The organism is Streptococcus sp. Marseille-Q0941 (assembly GCF_943736975.1).
Classification (GTDB): Bacteria; Bacillota; Bacilli; order Lactobacillales; family Streptococcaceae; genus Streptococcus.
In genome coordinates this window covers 94,590-110,592 of record NZ_CALSFO010000005.1, presented here as the reverse complement: position 1 = coordinate 110,592, position 16,003 = coordinate 94,590, and the positions used below count along the sequence as shown (strand labels likewise).

General features: G+C 42.5%; 12 protein-coding genes. All 12 read left to right on the top strand.

The genetic code is table 11. The features are described from left to right. Window positions 1-3 precede the first annotated feature (3 nt). Entirely contained in the window at window positions 4-3,729 is a 3,726-nt protein-coding gene (locus tag NGI26_RS06295; protein ID WP_251937762.1) for a phosphoribosylformylglycinamidine synthase, read from the top strand. A gap of 12 nt (window positions 3,730-3,741) precedes the next feature. Then, window positions 3,742-5,184, top strand: a complete 1,443-nt coding sequence (gene purF, locus NGI26_RS06290) for an amidophosphoribosyltransferase (protein ID WP_251937759.1) — start codon at window positions 3,742-3,744, stop codon at window positions 5,182-5,184. Window positions 5,185-5,221: 37 nt separating this feature from the next. After that, window positions 5,222-6,244 carry a phosphoribosylformylglycinamidine cyclo-ligase gene (gene purM, locus NGI26_RS06285; RefSeq protein ID WP_251937756.1) on the top strand — a complete coding sequence of 341 codons (1,023 nt, stop codon included), beginning with the start codon at window positions 5,222-5,224 and terminating at the stop codon, window positions 6,242-6,244. Beyond that, window positions 6,241-6,795: a phosphoribosylglycinamide formyltransferase gene (purN, locus tag NGI26_RS06280; RefSeq protein ID WP_251937753.1), complete on the top strand. Its 555-nt coding sequence runs from the start codon at window positions 6,241-6,243 to the stop codon at window positions 6,793-6,795. The genes purM and purN overlap by 4 nt, the downstream gene beginning before the upstream one ends. 2 nt (window positions 6,796-6,797) lie before the next feature. Then, window positions 6,798-8,615 carry a DUF262 domain-containing protein gene (locus NGI26_RS06275; RefSeq protein ID WP_251937750.1) on the top strand — a complete coding sequence of 606 codons (1,818 nt, stop codon included), beginning with the start codon at window positions 6,798-6,800 and terminating at the stop codon, window positions 8,613-8,615. Between the two features lie 22 nt (window positions 8,616-8,637). After that, complete coding sequence (gene purH / locus NGI26_RS06270) at window positions 8,638-10,185, top strand: bifunctional phosphoribosylaminoimidazolecarboxamide formyltransferase/IMP cyclohydrolase (protein ID WP_251937747.1); 1,548 nt, start codon at window positions 8,638-8,640, stop codon at window positions 10,183-10,185. 121 nt (window positions 10,186-10,306) lie between these two features. Beyond that, window positions 10,307-11,569 (top strand): phosphoribosylamine--glycine ligase, encoded by a 1,263-nt coding sequence (gene purD / locus NGI26_RS06265; protein ID WP_251937743.1) that lies wholly within the window; start codon window positions 10,307-10,309, stop codon window positions 11,567-11,569. Between the two features lie 94 nt (window positions 11,570-11,663). Continuing rightward, window positions 11,664-11,780: a phosphoribosylaminoimidazole carboxylase gene (locus NGI26_RS09270; protein ID WP_353505224.1), complete on the top strand. Its 117-nt coding sequence runs from the start codon at window positions 11,664-11,666 to the stop codon at window positions 11,778-11,780. Window positions 11,781-11,810: 30 nt separating this feature from the next. Beyond that, a complete protein-coding gene (purE, locus tag NGI26_RS06260) occupies window positions 11,811-12,299 on the top strand; it encodes a 5-(carboxyamino)imidazole ribonucleotide mutase (protein WP_251937825.1) in 489 nt (162 codons plus the stop codon). Next, entirely contained in the window at window positions 12,286-13,377 is a 1,092-nt protein-coding gene (purK, locus tag NGI26_RS06255; protein ID WP_251937740.1) for a 5-(carboxyamino)imidazole ribonucleotide synthase, read from the top strand. Before purE ends, purK begins: the two co-directional genes overlap by 14 nt. Then, window positions 13,370-14,701, top strand: a complete 1,332-nt coding sequence (locus NGI26_RS06250; RefSeq protein WP_251937735.1) for a hypothetical protein — start codon at window positions 13,370-13,372, stop codon at window positions 14,699-14,701. Before purK ends, NGI26_RS06250 begins: the two co-directional genes overlap by 8 nt. Further along, window positions 14,676-15,974 carry an adenylosuccinate lyase gene (gene purB, locus NGI26_RS06245; RefSeq protein WP_251937730.1) on the top strand — a complete coding sequence of 433 codons (1,299 nt, stop codon included), beginning with the start codon at window positions 14,676-14,678 and terminating at the stop codon, window positions 15,972-15,974. The genes NGI26_RS06250 and purB overlap by 26 nt, the downstream gene beginning before the upstream one ends. The last annotated feature ends 29 nt before the right edge of the window (window positions 15,975-16,003 follow it).

Genomic DNA, 16,003 nt, shown 5'->3' with positions numbered 1-16,003 from the left:
AAAATGGATAAACGTATTTTCGTTGAGAAAAAAGCTGATTTTCGTGTGAAATCTGACTCTTTAGTAAAGGAACTACAGCATAATCTTCAGTTAAAAACCTTGAAGGACCTTCGTATTGTACAGGTTTACGATGTCTTTAATTTGGCAGAGGATTTGTTTGCGCGTGCGGAAAAACACATCTTTTCTGAGCAAGTGACAGATACTGTTTTGGATGAAGCTACAGTTAAGGCTGACCTTGAGAAGGTTGCTTTCTTTGCCATCGAAAGTTTGCCTGGTCAATTTGACCAACGTGCAGCATCTTCACAAGAAGCTTTGCTGTTGCTTGGTAGCTCAAGTGATGTAACGGTGAACACAGCACAATTGTACTTGGTTAACAAGGATATTGCCGCGAATGAATTAGAAGCTGTTAAAAACTACCTCTTGAACCCAGTGGACTCTCGTTTCAAAGATATCACTCTTGGCATTGCCAAACAAGATTTCTCTGAGTCCGACAAGACCATTCCAAATTTGGATTTCTTTGAAACTTATACAGCGGAAGATTTTGCTCGGTATAAGGCAGAGCAAGGATTGGCCATGGAAGTGGATGACCTTCTCTTCATCCAAGATTACTTCAAGTCCATTGGACGTGTGCCAACTGAGACTGAGCTTAAGGTTTTGGATACTTACTGGTCTGACCACTGCCGTCACACAACTTTCGAGACTGAGTTGAAGAATATCGACTTCTCAGCTTCTAAATTCCAAAAACAATTGCAAGCGACTTATGACAAATATATCGCCATGCGTGATGAGTTGGGACGTACCGAGAAACCTCAAACCTTGATGGATATGGCGACTATTTTTGGTCGTTATGAGCGTGCCAATGGTCGTTTGGATGACATGGAAGTGTCTGATGAAATCAATGCCTGCTCCGTTGAAATTGAAGTAGATGTCAATGGTGTCAAAGAACCATGGCTCCTCATGTTCAAGAATGAAACCCATAACCACCCAACGGAAATTGAACCATTTGGTGGGGCAGCTACTTGTATCGGTGGTGCCATTCGTGACCCATTGTCAGGTCGCTCCTACGTTTATCAAGCTATGCGTATCTCAGGTGCTGGTGATATTACAGCTCCCATATCAGAAACACGTGCTGGTAAATTGCCACAACAAGTCATTTCTAAAACAGCGGCTCACGGTTATTCTTCATATGGGAACCAAATTGGTCTTGCAACAACCTATGTTCGCGAATACTTCCACCCAGGTTTCGTTGCTAAGCGTATGGAGCTAGGTGCTGTTGTCGGTGCAGCTCCTAAGGAAAATGTAGTTCGTGAAAAACCTGAAGATGGTGATGTGATTATCTTGCTCGGTGGGAAGACTGGACGTGACGGTGTCGGTGGTGCGACAGGTTCTTCTAAAGTTCAAACGGTTGAATCTGTTGAAACAGCTGGTGCTGAGGTTCAAAAAGGGAATGCCATCGAAGAACGTAAGATTCAACGTCTTTTCCGTAATGGGGATGTTACCCGTCTGATCAAGAAATCAAATGACTTTGGAGCTGGTGGTGTCTGTGTGGCTATTGGTGAATTGGCAGATGGTCTTGAAATTGATCTAGACAAAGTGCCATTGAAATACCAAGGTTTGAACGGCACAGAGATTGCTATCTCTGAATCTCAAGAACGGATGGCAGTTGTGGTGTGTCCTGAAGACGTAGATGCCTTCGTTGCTGCATGTAATAAAGAAAATATTGATGCAGTTGTCGTTGCAACAGTGACTGAAAAACCAAATCTTGTCATGCACTGGAATGGTGAGACAATTGTTGATTTGGAACGTCGTTTCCTTGATACAAATGGTGTACGGGTAGTCGTAGATGCTAAGGTGGTTGACAAGGATGTCAAGCTTCCAGAAGAACGCCAAACATCTGCTGAAACCCTTGAGGCAGATACGCTTGAAGTTTTGGCTGACCTTAACCATGCAAGTCAAAAAGGATTACAAACTATCTTTGATAGCTCGGTTGGTCGTTCAACAGTCAATCACCCACTTGGTGGTCGCTACCAAATCACACCAACGGAAGCTTCTGTACAGAAATTGCCAGTCCAACATGGCGTGACTCATACTGCTTCTGTCATGGCGCAAGGATTCAACCCTTATGTAGCCGAATGGTCTCCATATCATGGTGCTGCTTATGCGGTCATCGAAGCAACCGCTCGCTTGGTTGCTGCTGGTGCAAACTGGTCTAAGGCTCGTTTCTCTTATCAAGAATACTTCGAGCGTATGGATAAACAAGCAGAGCGTTTTGGCCAACCCGTAGCTGCTCTTCTTGGATCCATTGAAGCTCAGATTCAACTTGGGTTGCCATCTATTGGTGGTAAGGACTCTATGTCTGGTACTTTTGAAGAATTGACAGTACCACCAACCTTGGTCGCCTTTGGGGTGACAACAGCAGATAGCCGGAAGGTACTCTCTCCAGAGTTCAAGACTGCTGGTGAAAACATCTACTACATCCCAGGTCAAACTTTAGCCCAAGAGATTGATTTTGATCTCATCAAGTCTAACTTTGCTCAGTTTGAAGCTATCCAAGCTAATCACAAAGTGACATCTGCATCAGCTGTCAAATATGGTGGTGTCCTTGAAGCTCTTGCACTTGCAACATTTGGTAACCATATCGGTGCCACTGTAACCCTTGAAAATCTTGAGACTGCCTTGACAGCTCAATTGGGTGGATTCGTCTTCACATCTCCGGAAGAGATTGCAGGTGTTGCCAAGATTGGACAAACAGTAGCTGACTTTACACTTGCTGTCAATGGTGTAACGCTTGATGGACATAAACTTGACAGTGCCTTCCAAGGCAAACTGGAAGAAGTTTACCCAACTGAATTTGAACAGGCTACTGAACTGGAAGAAGTACCTGCAGTGGCTTCAGATGCTGTTATCAAAGCTAAAGAAAGAGTTGAGATACCAGTGGTTTACATCCCAGTATTCCCAGGTACTAACTCTGAGTACGACTCCGCTAAGGCTTTTGAAAAAGAAGGTGCAAGAGTTAACTTGGTACCATTTGTCACACTGAATGAAGAAGCAATTGTCAAGTCGGTTGACACCATGGTTGACAATATCGAAAAAGCTAACATTATCTTCTTTGCAGGTGGCTTCTCAGCAGCGGATGAACCAGATGGATCAGCTAAATTTATCGTTAATATCTTGCTCAATAAAAAAGTTCGTGCTGCTATTGATAGCTTCATCGAACGTGGTGGTTTAATCATCGGTATCTGTAATGGATTCCAAGCTCTTGTCAAATCAGGTCTCCTTCCATACGGTAACTTTGAAGATGCAAGCAGTACCAGTCCAACCCTCTTCTACAATGATGCCAACCAACACGTGGCTAAGATGGTAGAAACACGTATTGCCAACACGAACTCACCATGGCTTGCTGGAGTGGAAGTTGGTGACATCCATGCTATTCCAGTATCACACGGTGAAGGGAAATTTGTCGTGACAGCTGAAGAATTTGCAGAGCTTCGTGACAATGGTCAAATCTTTAGCCAATACGTTGACTTTGAAGGTAAACCTAGCATGGATTCTAAATACAATCCAAATGGTTCTGTCCATGCTATTGAAGGGATCACTAGCAAGAACGGTCAAATCATTGGTAAGATGGGGCACTCAGAACGTTTCGAAGATGGTCTCTTCCAAAATATTCCAGGAAATAAAGACCAGCACCTCTTTGCATCAGCGGTTAAATATTTTACTGGGAAATAAAAGGTATATAAAATGACATACGAAGTAAAATCTCTTAATGAAGAATGTGGTGTTTTCGGTATTTGGGGTCACCCGGATGCTGCTAAATTGACCTATTTTGGACTCCATAGCCTTCAGCACCGTGGTCAGGAGGGGGCAGGGATCCTCTCCAATGACCATGGACAATTGAAGCGTCATCGTGATATGGGGCTTTTATCAGAAGTCTTCAAAAATCCTGCTAATTTGGATAAATTGACAGGGACTGGAGCAATTGGACACGTGCGCTATGCGACTGCGGGAGAAGCTTCTGTAGACAATATCCAACCTTTCCTCTTCCGTTTTCACGATATGCAGTTTGGTTTGGCTCATAACGGGAATTTGACCAATGCAGAATCACTCAAACAAGAATTGGAACAAAGAGGAGCAATCTTTAGCTCGACTTCTGATTCAGAAATCTTGGCTCACTTGATTCGTCGTAGCCACAATCCAAACCTGATGGGGAAAATCAAGGAAGCGCTCAGTCTTGTTAAAGGTGGTTTTGCTTATCTCTTGATGTTTGAAGATAAGCTAATTGCAGCGCTTGATCCAAACGGCTTCCGTCCTCTGTCAATCGGGAAAATGGCCAATGGAGCAGTTGTGGTTTCCTCTGAAACCTGCGCCTTTGAAGTCATCGGTGCTGAGTGGATTCGCGATGTGAAACCAGGCGAGATTGTTATTATTGATGAAAATGGCATCCAGTATGACAGCTATACAAACGATACTCAGCTGGCAATCTGTTCGATGGAGTATATCTACTTTGCCCGTCCTGACTCCAATATCCATGGTGTCAATGTCCATACAGCTCGTAAGCGAATGGGAGCTCAATTGGCACGTGAGTTCAAGCACGAAGCGGATATCGTAGTTGGGGTGCCAAATTCCTCTCTCAGCGCAGCTATGGGCTTTGCCGAAGAATCAGGTCTTCCAAATGAAATGGGTCTGATCAAAAACCAATATACGCAACGTACATTTATCCAGCCGACTCAAGAATTGCGGGAACAAGGTGTGCGGATGAAGCTGTCTGCCGTTTCTGGTGTCGTAAAAGGCAAACGTGTTGTCATGATTGATGACTCCATTGTACGAGGAACGACATCACGTCGCATTGTCCAGCTTTTGAAAGAAGCGGGAGCAGCAGAAGTGCACGTTGCTATTGGGAGTCCTGCTCTTGCCTATCCATGTTTCTACGGGATTGATATCCAGACACGTCAGGAGCTGATTGCGGCCAATCATACGGTTGAAGAAACTTGCCAAATCATTGGTGCGGATAGCCTGACTTATCTTTCGATTGATGGATTGATTAACTCTATTGGGATTGAAACAGATGCACCGAATGGTGGTCTCTGTGTTGCTTACTTTGACGGTGACTACCCAACTCCTCTCTACGACTATGAGGAAGAATATCGTAGAAGTTTGGAAGAGAAAACGAGTTTTTACAAATAAAAATTCCCATTGAAGGAAAGGAAAAGGAATAAAACAAATGACAAATAAGAATGCATACGCTCAATCGGGTGTGGATGTTGAAGCGGGTTATGAAGTTGTTGAACGGATCAAAAAACACGTCGCTCGTACCGAGCGTGCAGGTGTCATGGGAGCTCTTGGAGGCTTTGGTGGCATGTTTGACCTTTCAAAAACGGGTGTTAAAGAGCCTGTTTTGATCTCAGGAACTGACGGTGTTGGAACCAAGCTCATGCTTGCTATCAAATACAACAAACACGATACCATAGGTCAAGACTGTGTGGCTATGTGTGTCAACGATATCATCGCTGCAGGTGCTGAGCCCCTTTACTTCCTTGACTATGTCGCAACTGGGAAAAATGAACCAGCTAAGCTAGAACAAGTGGTTGCTGGTGTGGCTGAAGGTTGTGTACAAGCAGGTGCAGCCCTCATCGGTGGGGAAACTGCTGAAATGCCTGGTATGTATGGCGAAGACGACTATGACTTGGCTGGCTTTGCTGTTGGTGTTGCAGAAAAATCTCAAATCATTGACGGTTCAAAAGTAGCAGAGGGAGACGTCCTTCTCGGACTTGCTTCAAGTGGAATCCACTCAAATGGTTACTCGCTCGTCCGTCGTGTCTTTGCGGATTACACAGGTGAAGAAATCTTGCCAGAATTGGAAGGTAAGAAACTCAAAGACGTCCTTTTGGAACCAACTCGTATCTATGTCAAAGCAGTTTTACCACTCATCAAAGAAGAATTGGTCAATGGAATTGCCCACATCACTGGTGGTGGATTTATCGAAAATATCCCTCGTATGTTTGCGGATGACCTAGCTGCTGAGATTGAGGAAAGCAAGGTTCCAGTCCTTCCGATTTTCAAAGCCCTTGAAAAATACGGTCAGATCAAACACGAAGAAATGTTTGAAATCTTCAATATGGGTGTGGGGCTTATGCTAGCAGTTAACCCTGAAAATGTAGATCGTGTCAAAGAATTGCTGGATGAACCAGTCTATGAAATTGGTCGCATCGTCAAGAAAGAAAACGAAAGTGTCATCATCAAATGAAAAAAATAGCGGTTTTTGCCTCTGGTAATGGCTCAAACTTTCAGGTGATTGCAGAACAATTTCCGGTAGAATTTGTCTTTTCAGATCACCGGGATGCCTACGTTCTTGAACGTGCAGAAAAGCTTGGAGTTCCTTCCTATGCTTTTGAGCTCAAGGAATTTGAGAGTAAGGCAGATTACGAAAGGACCATCGTCGAGCTTTTGGATGAGCACCAAATCGACTTGGTTTGTCTAGCAGGCTATATGAAAATCGTCGGTCCAACCTTGCTAGCAGCCTATGAAGGCCGTATCATCAATATTCACCCCGCTTACCTGCCAGAATTTCCAGGTACTCATGGTATTGAGGATGCTTGGAATGTTGGTGTTGAGCAGTCTGGTGTGACCATTCACTGGGTGGACTCGGGCGTTGATACTGGCAAGGTCATCAAACAAGTCCGTGTGCCTCGCCTTGAAGGGGATACTCTTGATACTTTCGAAACTCGCATTCATGAGGCGGAGTACAAGTTGTATCCAGAGGTGCTGGATAGCTTGGGAGTGGAGAGGAAGTATTAAATATGGCAACAACTATAGAGGTTAATAAACAGACTGTAAAGGAATTGCTTGGATCAGGAAAAAATAAGAAATTCGCTATTCCAGAATATCAGAGACCATATGCATGGACAACTGATCAGATTCAGACTCTATTTGATGACTTAGTTGAGTATACCAGTGGTGAAGAAAAAGATAGTACATACTTTTTAGGCACTATTGTAGCATATGAGAATGATGAGAACGAACAAGAAATTATAGATGGTCAGCAACGTATTACTTCTTTATTTTTGCTTCTAAGAGCTCTATATTCTAAATTGAGTTCTATGAGTGAAACCCTTCAGTCAAAGAATTTTATGCGACAGATTGAAGCAGCAATGTGGGAACAAGATGAACTTACAGCAGAAGTTGATTTTGAAAAAGTTTTAATAGTTTCAAGAGTTGTTGGTGAAGAAGAAAATAATATTTTTACAAATATATTAGTTACGGGAGAAACAGAAAAAGGAAGAAAAGACACTTATTCTGAAAACTATAAGTTATTTGTGGAGTTAATTGAAGATTATGCAAGTAAAGAACCAGAATTGTTCTACTGGTTTATTCAAAATGTTTTAAATAGGGCTATTTTGCTTCCTATTACTGCTGATTCACAGGATACTGCGCTGACAATATTTTCTACACTAAATGATAGAGGACTAGCTTTATCTGATGCAGATATTTTTAAGGCTAAGATATATAACTATATAGACAATAGTCAGAAAAAGGATTTTATTGAGGAGTGGAAACTGATTGATGAATCCGCATCAAATGCAAATGAGAGTATTCAAAAGTTGTTTTATTACTATATGTTTTATCTGAGAGCTAAAGAGAATGATAGGAATACTACAACTCCAGGTATTAGAAAATACTATTCTCAGAATCAATTTGAAAAATTATATCAAAGTGACTTATTGACGAATCTTCGTTTACTAGTAGGTTTATGGACAGTTATTAATAATAGGATAGTTGTGGAAGGCGAGAATTGGTCAGAGAATAAAGAAATTCTTAAAGTACTGGATTCTCTATCCTCTTATCCGAATGAATTTTGGAAGTATCCTGTAGTAATATATTATTTACGTTACAAAAACTCTGAAAATTTTGAGTCAGATTTTTTGAACTTTTTAAGAAATTTATTTGCAGTTTTGTCAGCAAGGTACGTAGTTACTCCAACAATAAACGCAGTTAAGCGTAGTATTTTAAATTTGAATGCCTCAGTTTATCAATCTAAAACACCTAAATTTGATTTCTCTTTAGTTGATGAAGAAGAATTCAAAGAAAAAGTAAAGAATGCACATCGAAATACGGTTCGGATGCTTCTAAAGGTACTGGCTTATCAAAAACAAGAAGAATTATTGCCAGAAAAATGGGAAATAGAGCATATTTTACCTCAAAAGTGGCAAAATAGTTTCTTTCCAGATAATTCCGAAAGAGAAGTTAGGGATTTGATAGAACATATTGGTAATAAGATACCTTTTGAGAAGAAACTGAATATTATTGCTAGTAACGGATATTTTGCTAAGAAGAAAGAAAGTTATCAAAAATCATCAATTACATTGGTACAAGATTTAGCTAAGGATAAAAGTGATTGGAAACTTGATGAAATTCGTGAAAGAGATATTCGCATTGCTGATGAACTTATAAATTTATTATCAAGTTGGGGATTGAATAAGATTTCTGAAGAACATATGGAAACAAGACGATTTAAAATTGAAATTCCCACAGAATCTACAGATAATTATATAAATTTTTTAAAAATGTTTCAAAAAGTTGATTCAGATGAAGTTCGTCAACAATTTTTAGATATATAAACTAGGAATGAAAGGAAAAAACATGACTAAACGCGCCTTAATCAGCGTCTCAGACAAAGCGGGCATTGTTGAATTTGCCCAAGAACTTAAAAAACTCGGTTGGGACATTATCTCAACAGGTGGTACCAAAGTTGCCCTTGACAATGCTGGAGTGGAGACCATTGCAATTGATGATGTGACGGGTTTCCCAGAAATGATGGACGGTCGTGTCAAGACCCTTCATCCAAATATTCACGGTGGGCTCCTTGCTCGTCGTGATCTTGGCAGCCATCTAGAGGCTGCTAAGGACAATAAGATTGAATTGATTGACCTTGTTGTAGTCAACCTTTACCCATTCAAGGAAACGATTCTCAAACCAGATGTGACGTATGCTGACGCAGTTGAAAATATCGATATCGGTGGGCCTTCTATGCTTCGTTCAGCGGCTAAAAACCACGCCAGCGTGACGGTTGTGGTAGACCCAGCGGATTATGCTGTTGTTCTTGACGAATTGTCAGCAAACGGTGAAACGACTTATGAAACTCGCCAACGTTTAGCAGCCAAGGTTTTCCGTCACACAGCTGCTTATGATGCCTTGATTGCAGAGTACTTCACAGCTCAAGTGGGTGAAGTAAAGCCTGAAAAGCTCACTTTGACCTATGACCTCAAACAATCCATGCGTTACGGAGAAAATCCTCAACAGGATGCAGACTTCTACCAAAAAACTTTGCCTACAGACTACTCTATTGCTTCAGCGAAACAGCTAAATGGCAAGGAATTGTCCTTCAATAATATCCGTGACGCCGATGCGGCCATTCGTATTATTCGTGATTTCAAAGACCGTCCAACCGTTGTGGCTCTCAAACATATGAATCCATGTGGTATCGGTCAAGCTGACGACATTGAAACAGCTTGGGACTATGCTTATGAATCTGACCCAGTCTCAATTTTCGGTGGAATCGTCGTTCTCAACCGTGAGGTGGATGTTGCGACTGCTGAGAAGATGCACGGCGTTTTCCTCGAGATCATTATCGCACCGAGCTATACGGATGAAGCGCTAGCCATTTTGACCAATAAAAAGAAAAACTTGCGTATCCTTGCCTTGCCATTTGACGCTCAAGAGGCAAGCGAAGTGGAAGCAGAATACACAGGCGTGGTAGGTGGACTCCTCGTGCAAAACCAAGACGTGGTCAAGGAAAGCCCAGCTGACTGGCAAGTGGTGACTAAACGCCAGCCAACCGAGACAGAAGCGACTGCTCTTGAATTCGCTTGGAAGGCTATCAAGTACGTCAAATCAAATGGAATCATCATAACTAACGACCACATGACACTTGGCGTTGGGCCAGGTCAAACCAACCGAGTGGCTTCTGTTCGCATCGCTATTGAACAAGCCAAAGACCGCCTTGAAGGCGCTGTGCTTGCTTCCGATGCCTTCTTCCCATTTGCGGATAATGTGGAAGAAATCGCCAAAGCAGGAATCAAGGCCATCATCCAACCAGGTGGGTCTGTGCGTGATCAAGAGTCTATCGAAGCCGCTGACAAGTACGGCTTGACTATGGTCTTTACAGGTGTGAGACATTTTAGACATTAAGAAGACAAAAGGGAAGAAAACAGTTTCTTTCCTTTTTTGGCTTAAAATACTAAATGAAACAAGATTAAAACGAACGTTTGTGATATAATATTATTAAATAATTCGCAAAAGAGGTTATAAGATGAAGCTGTTAGTTGTCGGTTCGGGTGGTCGTGAACATGCGATTGCTAAGAAGTTACTTGAGTCAAAAGACGTTGAAAAAGTTTTTGTAGCTCCTGGAAATGACGGAATGACTCTGGATGGTTTGGAATTGGTAAATATCTCTATTTCCGAACATTCTAAGTTAATTGAGTTTGCAAAGGCCAACGATATTGCTTGGACCTTCATCGGGCCAGATGATGCCCTTGCTGCTGGAATTGTGGATGATTTTAACCAAGCTGGTCTCAAAGCCTTTGGTCCAACAAGATTGGCAGCGGAGCTGGAGTGGTCCAAGGATTTTGCTAAGGAAATCATGGTCAAATATGAAGTTCCGACAGCAGCCTATGGCACATTTTCAGATTTCGAGGAGGCCAAGGCTTATATCGAGGAGAAAGGCGCTCCTATCGTCGTCAAGGCAGATGGATTGGCACTTGGGAAAGGTGTCGTCGTTGCCGAGACAGTCGAGCAAGCAGTAGAAGCCGCTCATGAGATGCTCTTAGACAATAAATTCGGAGATTCAGGTGCGCGTGTGGTCATCGAGGAATTTCTTGACGGAGAAGAGTTCTCTCTCTTTGCCTTTGTCAATGGGGACAAGTTCTACATCATGCCAACGGCTCAGGACCACAAACGTGCTTACGATGGCGACAAGGGCCCTAACACTGGCGGGATGGGTGCCTATGCGCCAGTTCCTCACTTGCCACAGAGCGTGGTTGACACAGCGGTTGAGACTATTGTCAAGCCAGTTCTTGAAGGGATGATCAAAGAAGGTCGTCCGTATCTTGGTGTCCTCTACGCGGGACTTATTTTGACTGCTGACGGTCCGAAGGTTATAGAGTTCAACGCTCGTTTTGGTGATCCCGAAACACAGATTATCCTGCCTCGCTTGACATCTGACTTTGCGCAAAATATCACGGATATTCTTGATGGCAAGGATCCGAACATCACGTGGACGGACAAGGGTGTGACTCTGGGTGTGGTTGTCGCATCCCAGGGCTACCCGCTAGACTATGAAAAAGGTGTTAAGCTTCCATCCAAGACCGAAGGCGACATTATCACCTACTATGCTGGAGCTAAGTTTGCGGAAAATAGCAGAGCGCTGCTCTCAAACGGTGGCCGTGTCTATATGCTCGTCACCACAGCAGATACCGTCAAAGAAGCCCAAGAAACCATCTACCAAGAACTCGCCCAACAAAAAACAGAAGGGCTCTTCTACCGAACAGATATCGGAAGCAAGGCAATTAAGTAAAGATATAAGAATAACGCGACGAAGTCGCCAGATACGATAATGGTCGTTTGACTTGCGAGCATTAGCGAGCTAATATAGAGCAATCACCGCCGTTGTGAAAGAACGATTGGATTGTAAGCCAATCGTTCGGGGAAATCGGAAGACCTTGGGCTTCCGATTTAGGCATGAGACACCTTTGGTGGCTGCTGCCGTCCCTCACAACCTAAGGTGATTGTTGAAAGGAAGAAAAGGAAAAATTATGATTAAACCAGTAATTTCCATCATCATGGGCTCAAAATCCGACTGGGAAACCATGCAAAAAACAGCAGAAGTCCTAGACCGCTTCGGCGTGGCCTACGAAAAGAAAGTTGTTTCTGCCCACCGTACACCTGATCTCATGTTCAAACATGCCGAGGAAGCACGTAGCCGTGGGATTAAGGTCATCATCGCAGGCGCTGGAGGCGCAGCCCATTTGCCAGGTATGGTAGCAGCCAAAACAACCCTTCCAGTCATTGGTGTACCAGTCAAATCACGTGTTCTTAGTGGTGTGGACTCACTCTACTCTATCGTACAGATGCCGGGCGGTGTGCCTGTTGCGACAATGGCTATCGGTGAGGCAGGGGCGACCAACGCAGCCCTCTTTGCCCTCCGTCTCCTGTCAGTAGAGGATCAGGCTATCGCGACAGCTTTGGCAGATTTTGCAGAAGAACAAGGAAAAATCGCAGAGGAGTCTAGCAATGAGCTCATCTAAAACAATCGGAATTATCGGTGGCGGTCAGCTTGGTCAGATGATGGCCATTTCTGCTATCTACATGGGGCACAAAGTTATCGCGCTAGATCCTGCGGCGGATTGTCCAGCTTCTCGTGTGGCGGAAATCATCGTGGCGCCTTACGACGATGTGGATGCCCTTCGTCAGTTGGCTGAGCGTTGCGATGTCCTCACCTATGAATTTGAGAATGTCGATGCTGACGGTTTGGATGCTGTCATTAAGGATGGACAGCTCCCTCAAGGGACCGACCTGCTCCGCATTTCCCAAAATCGCATCTTTGAAAAGGACTTTCTCTCAAATAAGGCTCAAGTAACGGTGGCACCTTACAAGGTTGTGACCAAAAGCCAAGACTTGGTAGATATCGACCTGTCGAAAAACTATGTCCTCAAGACTGCGACTGGTGGCTATGATGGCCATGGTCAGAAAGTCATTCGCTCGGCAGCAGATTTGGAAGAAGCCTATGCACTGGCTGATTCAGCAGACTGTGTCTTGGAAGAATTCGTCAGCTTTGATCTTGAAATTTCTGTCATTGTGTCAGGAAATGGCAAGGATGTGACGGTTTTTCCAGTTCAGGAAAATATCCACCGTAACAACATCCTCTCTAAAACTATCGTACCAGCTCGCATTTCAGAAAGTCTAGCAAATAAAGCCAAAGCCATGGCAGTGCGAATCGCTGAACAACTGAGCCTCTCTGGAACTCTCTGCGTGGAAATGTTTGCGACGGCTGATGACATCATTGTCAATGAGATTGCCCCACGCCCACACAATTCTGGGCACTATTCTATCGAAGCCTGCGACTTTTCCCAGTTTGACACCCATATTCTTGGTGTTCTGGGAGCACCATTGCCAGCTATCAAACTGCATGCGCCGGCTGTTATGCTCAATGTTCTCGGCCAACACGTCGAGACTGCTGAAAAATATGTCGCAGAAAATCCAAGCGCCCACCTTCACATGTATGGTAAAATAGAAGCGAAGCACAACCGCAAAATGGGACACGTGACTTTGTTTAGTGATGTTCCGGATGAGGTGGAGGAGTTTTTGGGGAGGATTCGTGAATAATCTAAAATTTATAAATACATATGTACTACCGATAATAAGTCAAGCTTCCAAAGACAATAGACAGCGAGACATCCTTTCAATTTTATTTATTGTAGCTACTTTTTTATCCGGAACGTCATTGATATATATTGTTGGGACAATTGATGATGCTTTAGGGTATATTGTTCCACTGATATTACTGATTATATTAATAACAATAGCTTTCTATATTTTTTACAAATCAAAACATATTTTTATTATAAAGTTAATTGTTTTAGTAGTACTATCAATTTTCCTTATATTGTTTTATAAATTGAAATTTTTTGCACTTTTATTAATAGGTCTTTTTATACCTATGCAATTCTTTTATCCTATTGGGGGATTAGGTTATTATAGAATAATACAAAATTTGAATTATCTTGAAGAAATAATAAACTTATATAATAAAAAACAGATAAAAAAAAAGAGATATCAATTTGTTGCGATGATAGCTATATTAATTGGTTCTGTATTTTATTCCTACGCAATCCAGCATATTATTCCTTTAAATGACTTGTTAGGTGGAGCATTATTTGGGGCTTTGACATTAATAATGTGGATGTATCAAGGTAGTTCTAGTAGCGAAGTACAACTCTTCAAAAAATCTATTGTTTATCTAATTTTCTTTATTGCATTGGTAATTGCAAATTTTAAAACAGAGTCTGATGTCTTAAAGATACCTCTTTTGTTATTTAATATTTTTTTCGCTCTGGATAGAATTATTTCTCTATCAAAGGAGGCGAAGGATCTTATTGTTTCTAAAAGTATACTTTATTATAATGATCATGATGATATAAAAAACTCTCAGTTAATATCTAATTTGATTCCAGTGCAATACATTGAAAAAGTCGAATTAGGGGAAGAAGAAATTGTAAGACAGTTAATTATACGAAGTAGACTAAAATTAGAAGAAGAATTTTTGGAAGTATATAATGTATATTCTAAGAGAGATTTTAAGAGTTACAAGCATATAGTAGAATCTTATAAATACTTTATGGAATTTGATGAATCGTGGCTGAATGATATGGATGCTCTATATAAAAAAGTAAAAGAGATAGTAGAAATTCCTGATCAGGAGATTGTAATACCTCAAATATATATAGAATATGCTATTATATCATTTCGTTCTGATAAATATAAAGAATCAATTGATGCTTTTCGGAGGGTATTTATATACCTAGACATTCAAGATTTAGAGATGTTGAGACAAGCCTATGTGGAATTAGAGGATACGAAGAATGCTGAGATTATACAAAAAATAATTATTAAGGAGCAAAACAATGATCAACCGTTACTCTCGTCCTGAGATGGCGAACATTTGGAGTGAAGAAAATAAATACCGTGCTTGGCTTGAGGTGGAAATCTTGGCTGACGAGGCATGGGCTGAGTTGGGGGAAATCCCTAAGGAAGATGTGGCTTTGATTCGTGAGAAGGCTGACTTTGACATCGACCGTATTTTGGAAATCGAGCAAGAGACTCGTCACGATGTGGTTGCCTTCACACGTGCGGTTTCTGAGACGCTTGGTGAAGAGCGCAAGTGGGTTCACTATGGCTTGACGTCTACTGATGTGGTGGACACAGCCTACGGTTACCTCTACAAGCAGGCCAATGACATCATCCGTCGTGACCTTGAAAATTTCACCAACATCATCGCTGATAAGGCTAAGGAGCACAAGTTTACCATCATGATGGGTCGTACCCACGGTGTGCACGCTGAGCTGACAACATTTGGACTTAAATTGGCCACTTGGTACAGCGAAATGAAGCGCAACATCGAGCGTTTCGAGCATGCGGCTGCTGGTGTGGAAGCTGGTAAGATTTCTGGTGCGGTTGGGAACTTTGCCAACATCCCCCCATTCGTTGAAAAATACGTCTGCGACAAGCTTGGTATCCGTGCTCAAGAAATCTCTACACAAGTCCTTCCTCGTGACCTCCACGCTGAGTACTTCGCAGTTCTTGCTAGCATCGCAACTTCTATCGAGCGTATGGCAACGGAGATCCGTGGTCTGCAAAAGTCTGAGCAACGTGAAGTGGAAGAGTTCTTTGCTAAGGGGCAAAAGGGTTCTTCGGCAATGCCTCACAAACGCAACCCTATCGGTTCTGAGAACATGACAGGTCTTGCGCGTGTCATCCGTGGTCACATGATTACGGCTTATGAGAACGTGGCTCTCTGGCACGAACGTGACATCTCTCACTCATCAGCTGAGCGCATCATCACACCAGATACGACCATTTTGATTGACTACATGCTTAACCGTTTTGGAAATATCGTCAAGAACTTGACGGTCTTCCCTGAAAACATGATCCGTAACATGAACTCAACCTTCGGTCTTATATTTAGCCAACGTGCCATGTTGACTTTGATTGAGAAAGGTATGACGCGTGAACAAGCTTACGACCTTGTTCAACCGAAGACAGCCCAATCATGGGATAACCAAGTCGACTTCAAACCACTTCTTGAAGCAGATCCAGAGGTGACATCACGCCTCACTCAAGAAGAAATCGACGAAATCTTCAACCCAACCTACTACACCAAACGTGTGGATGAGATCTTCGAACGCATCGGTTTGGGTGACTAATGACAATAAAAAAAGCGAGATTGTATCTC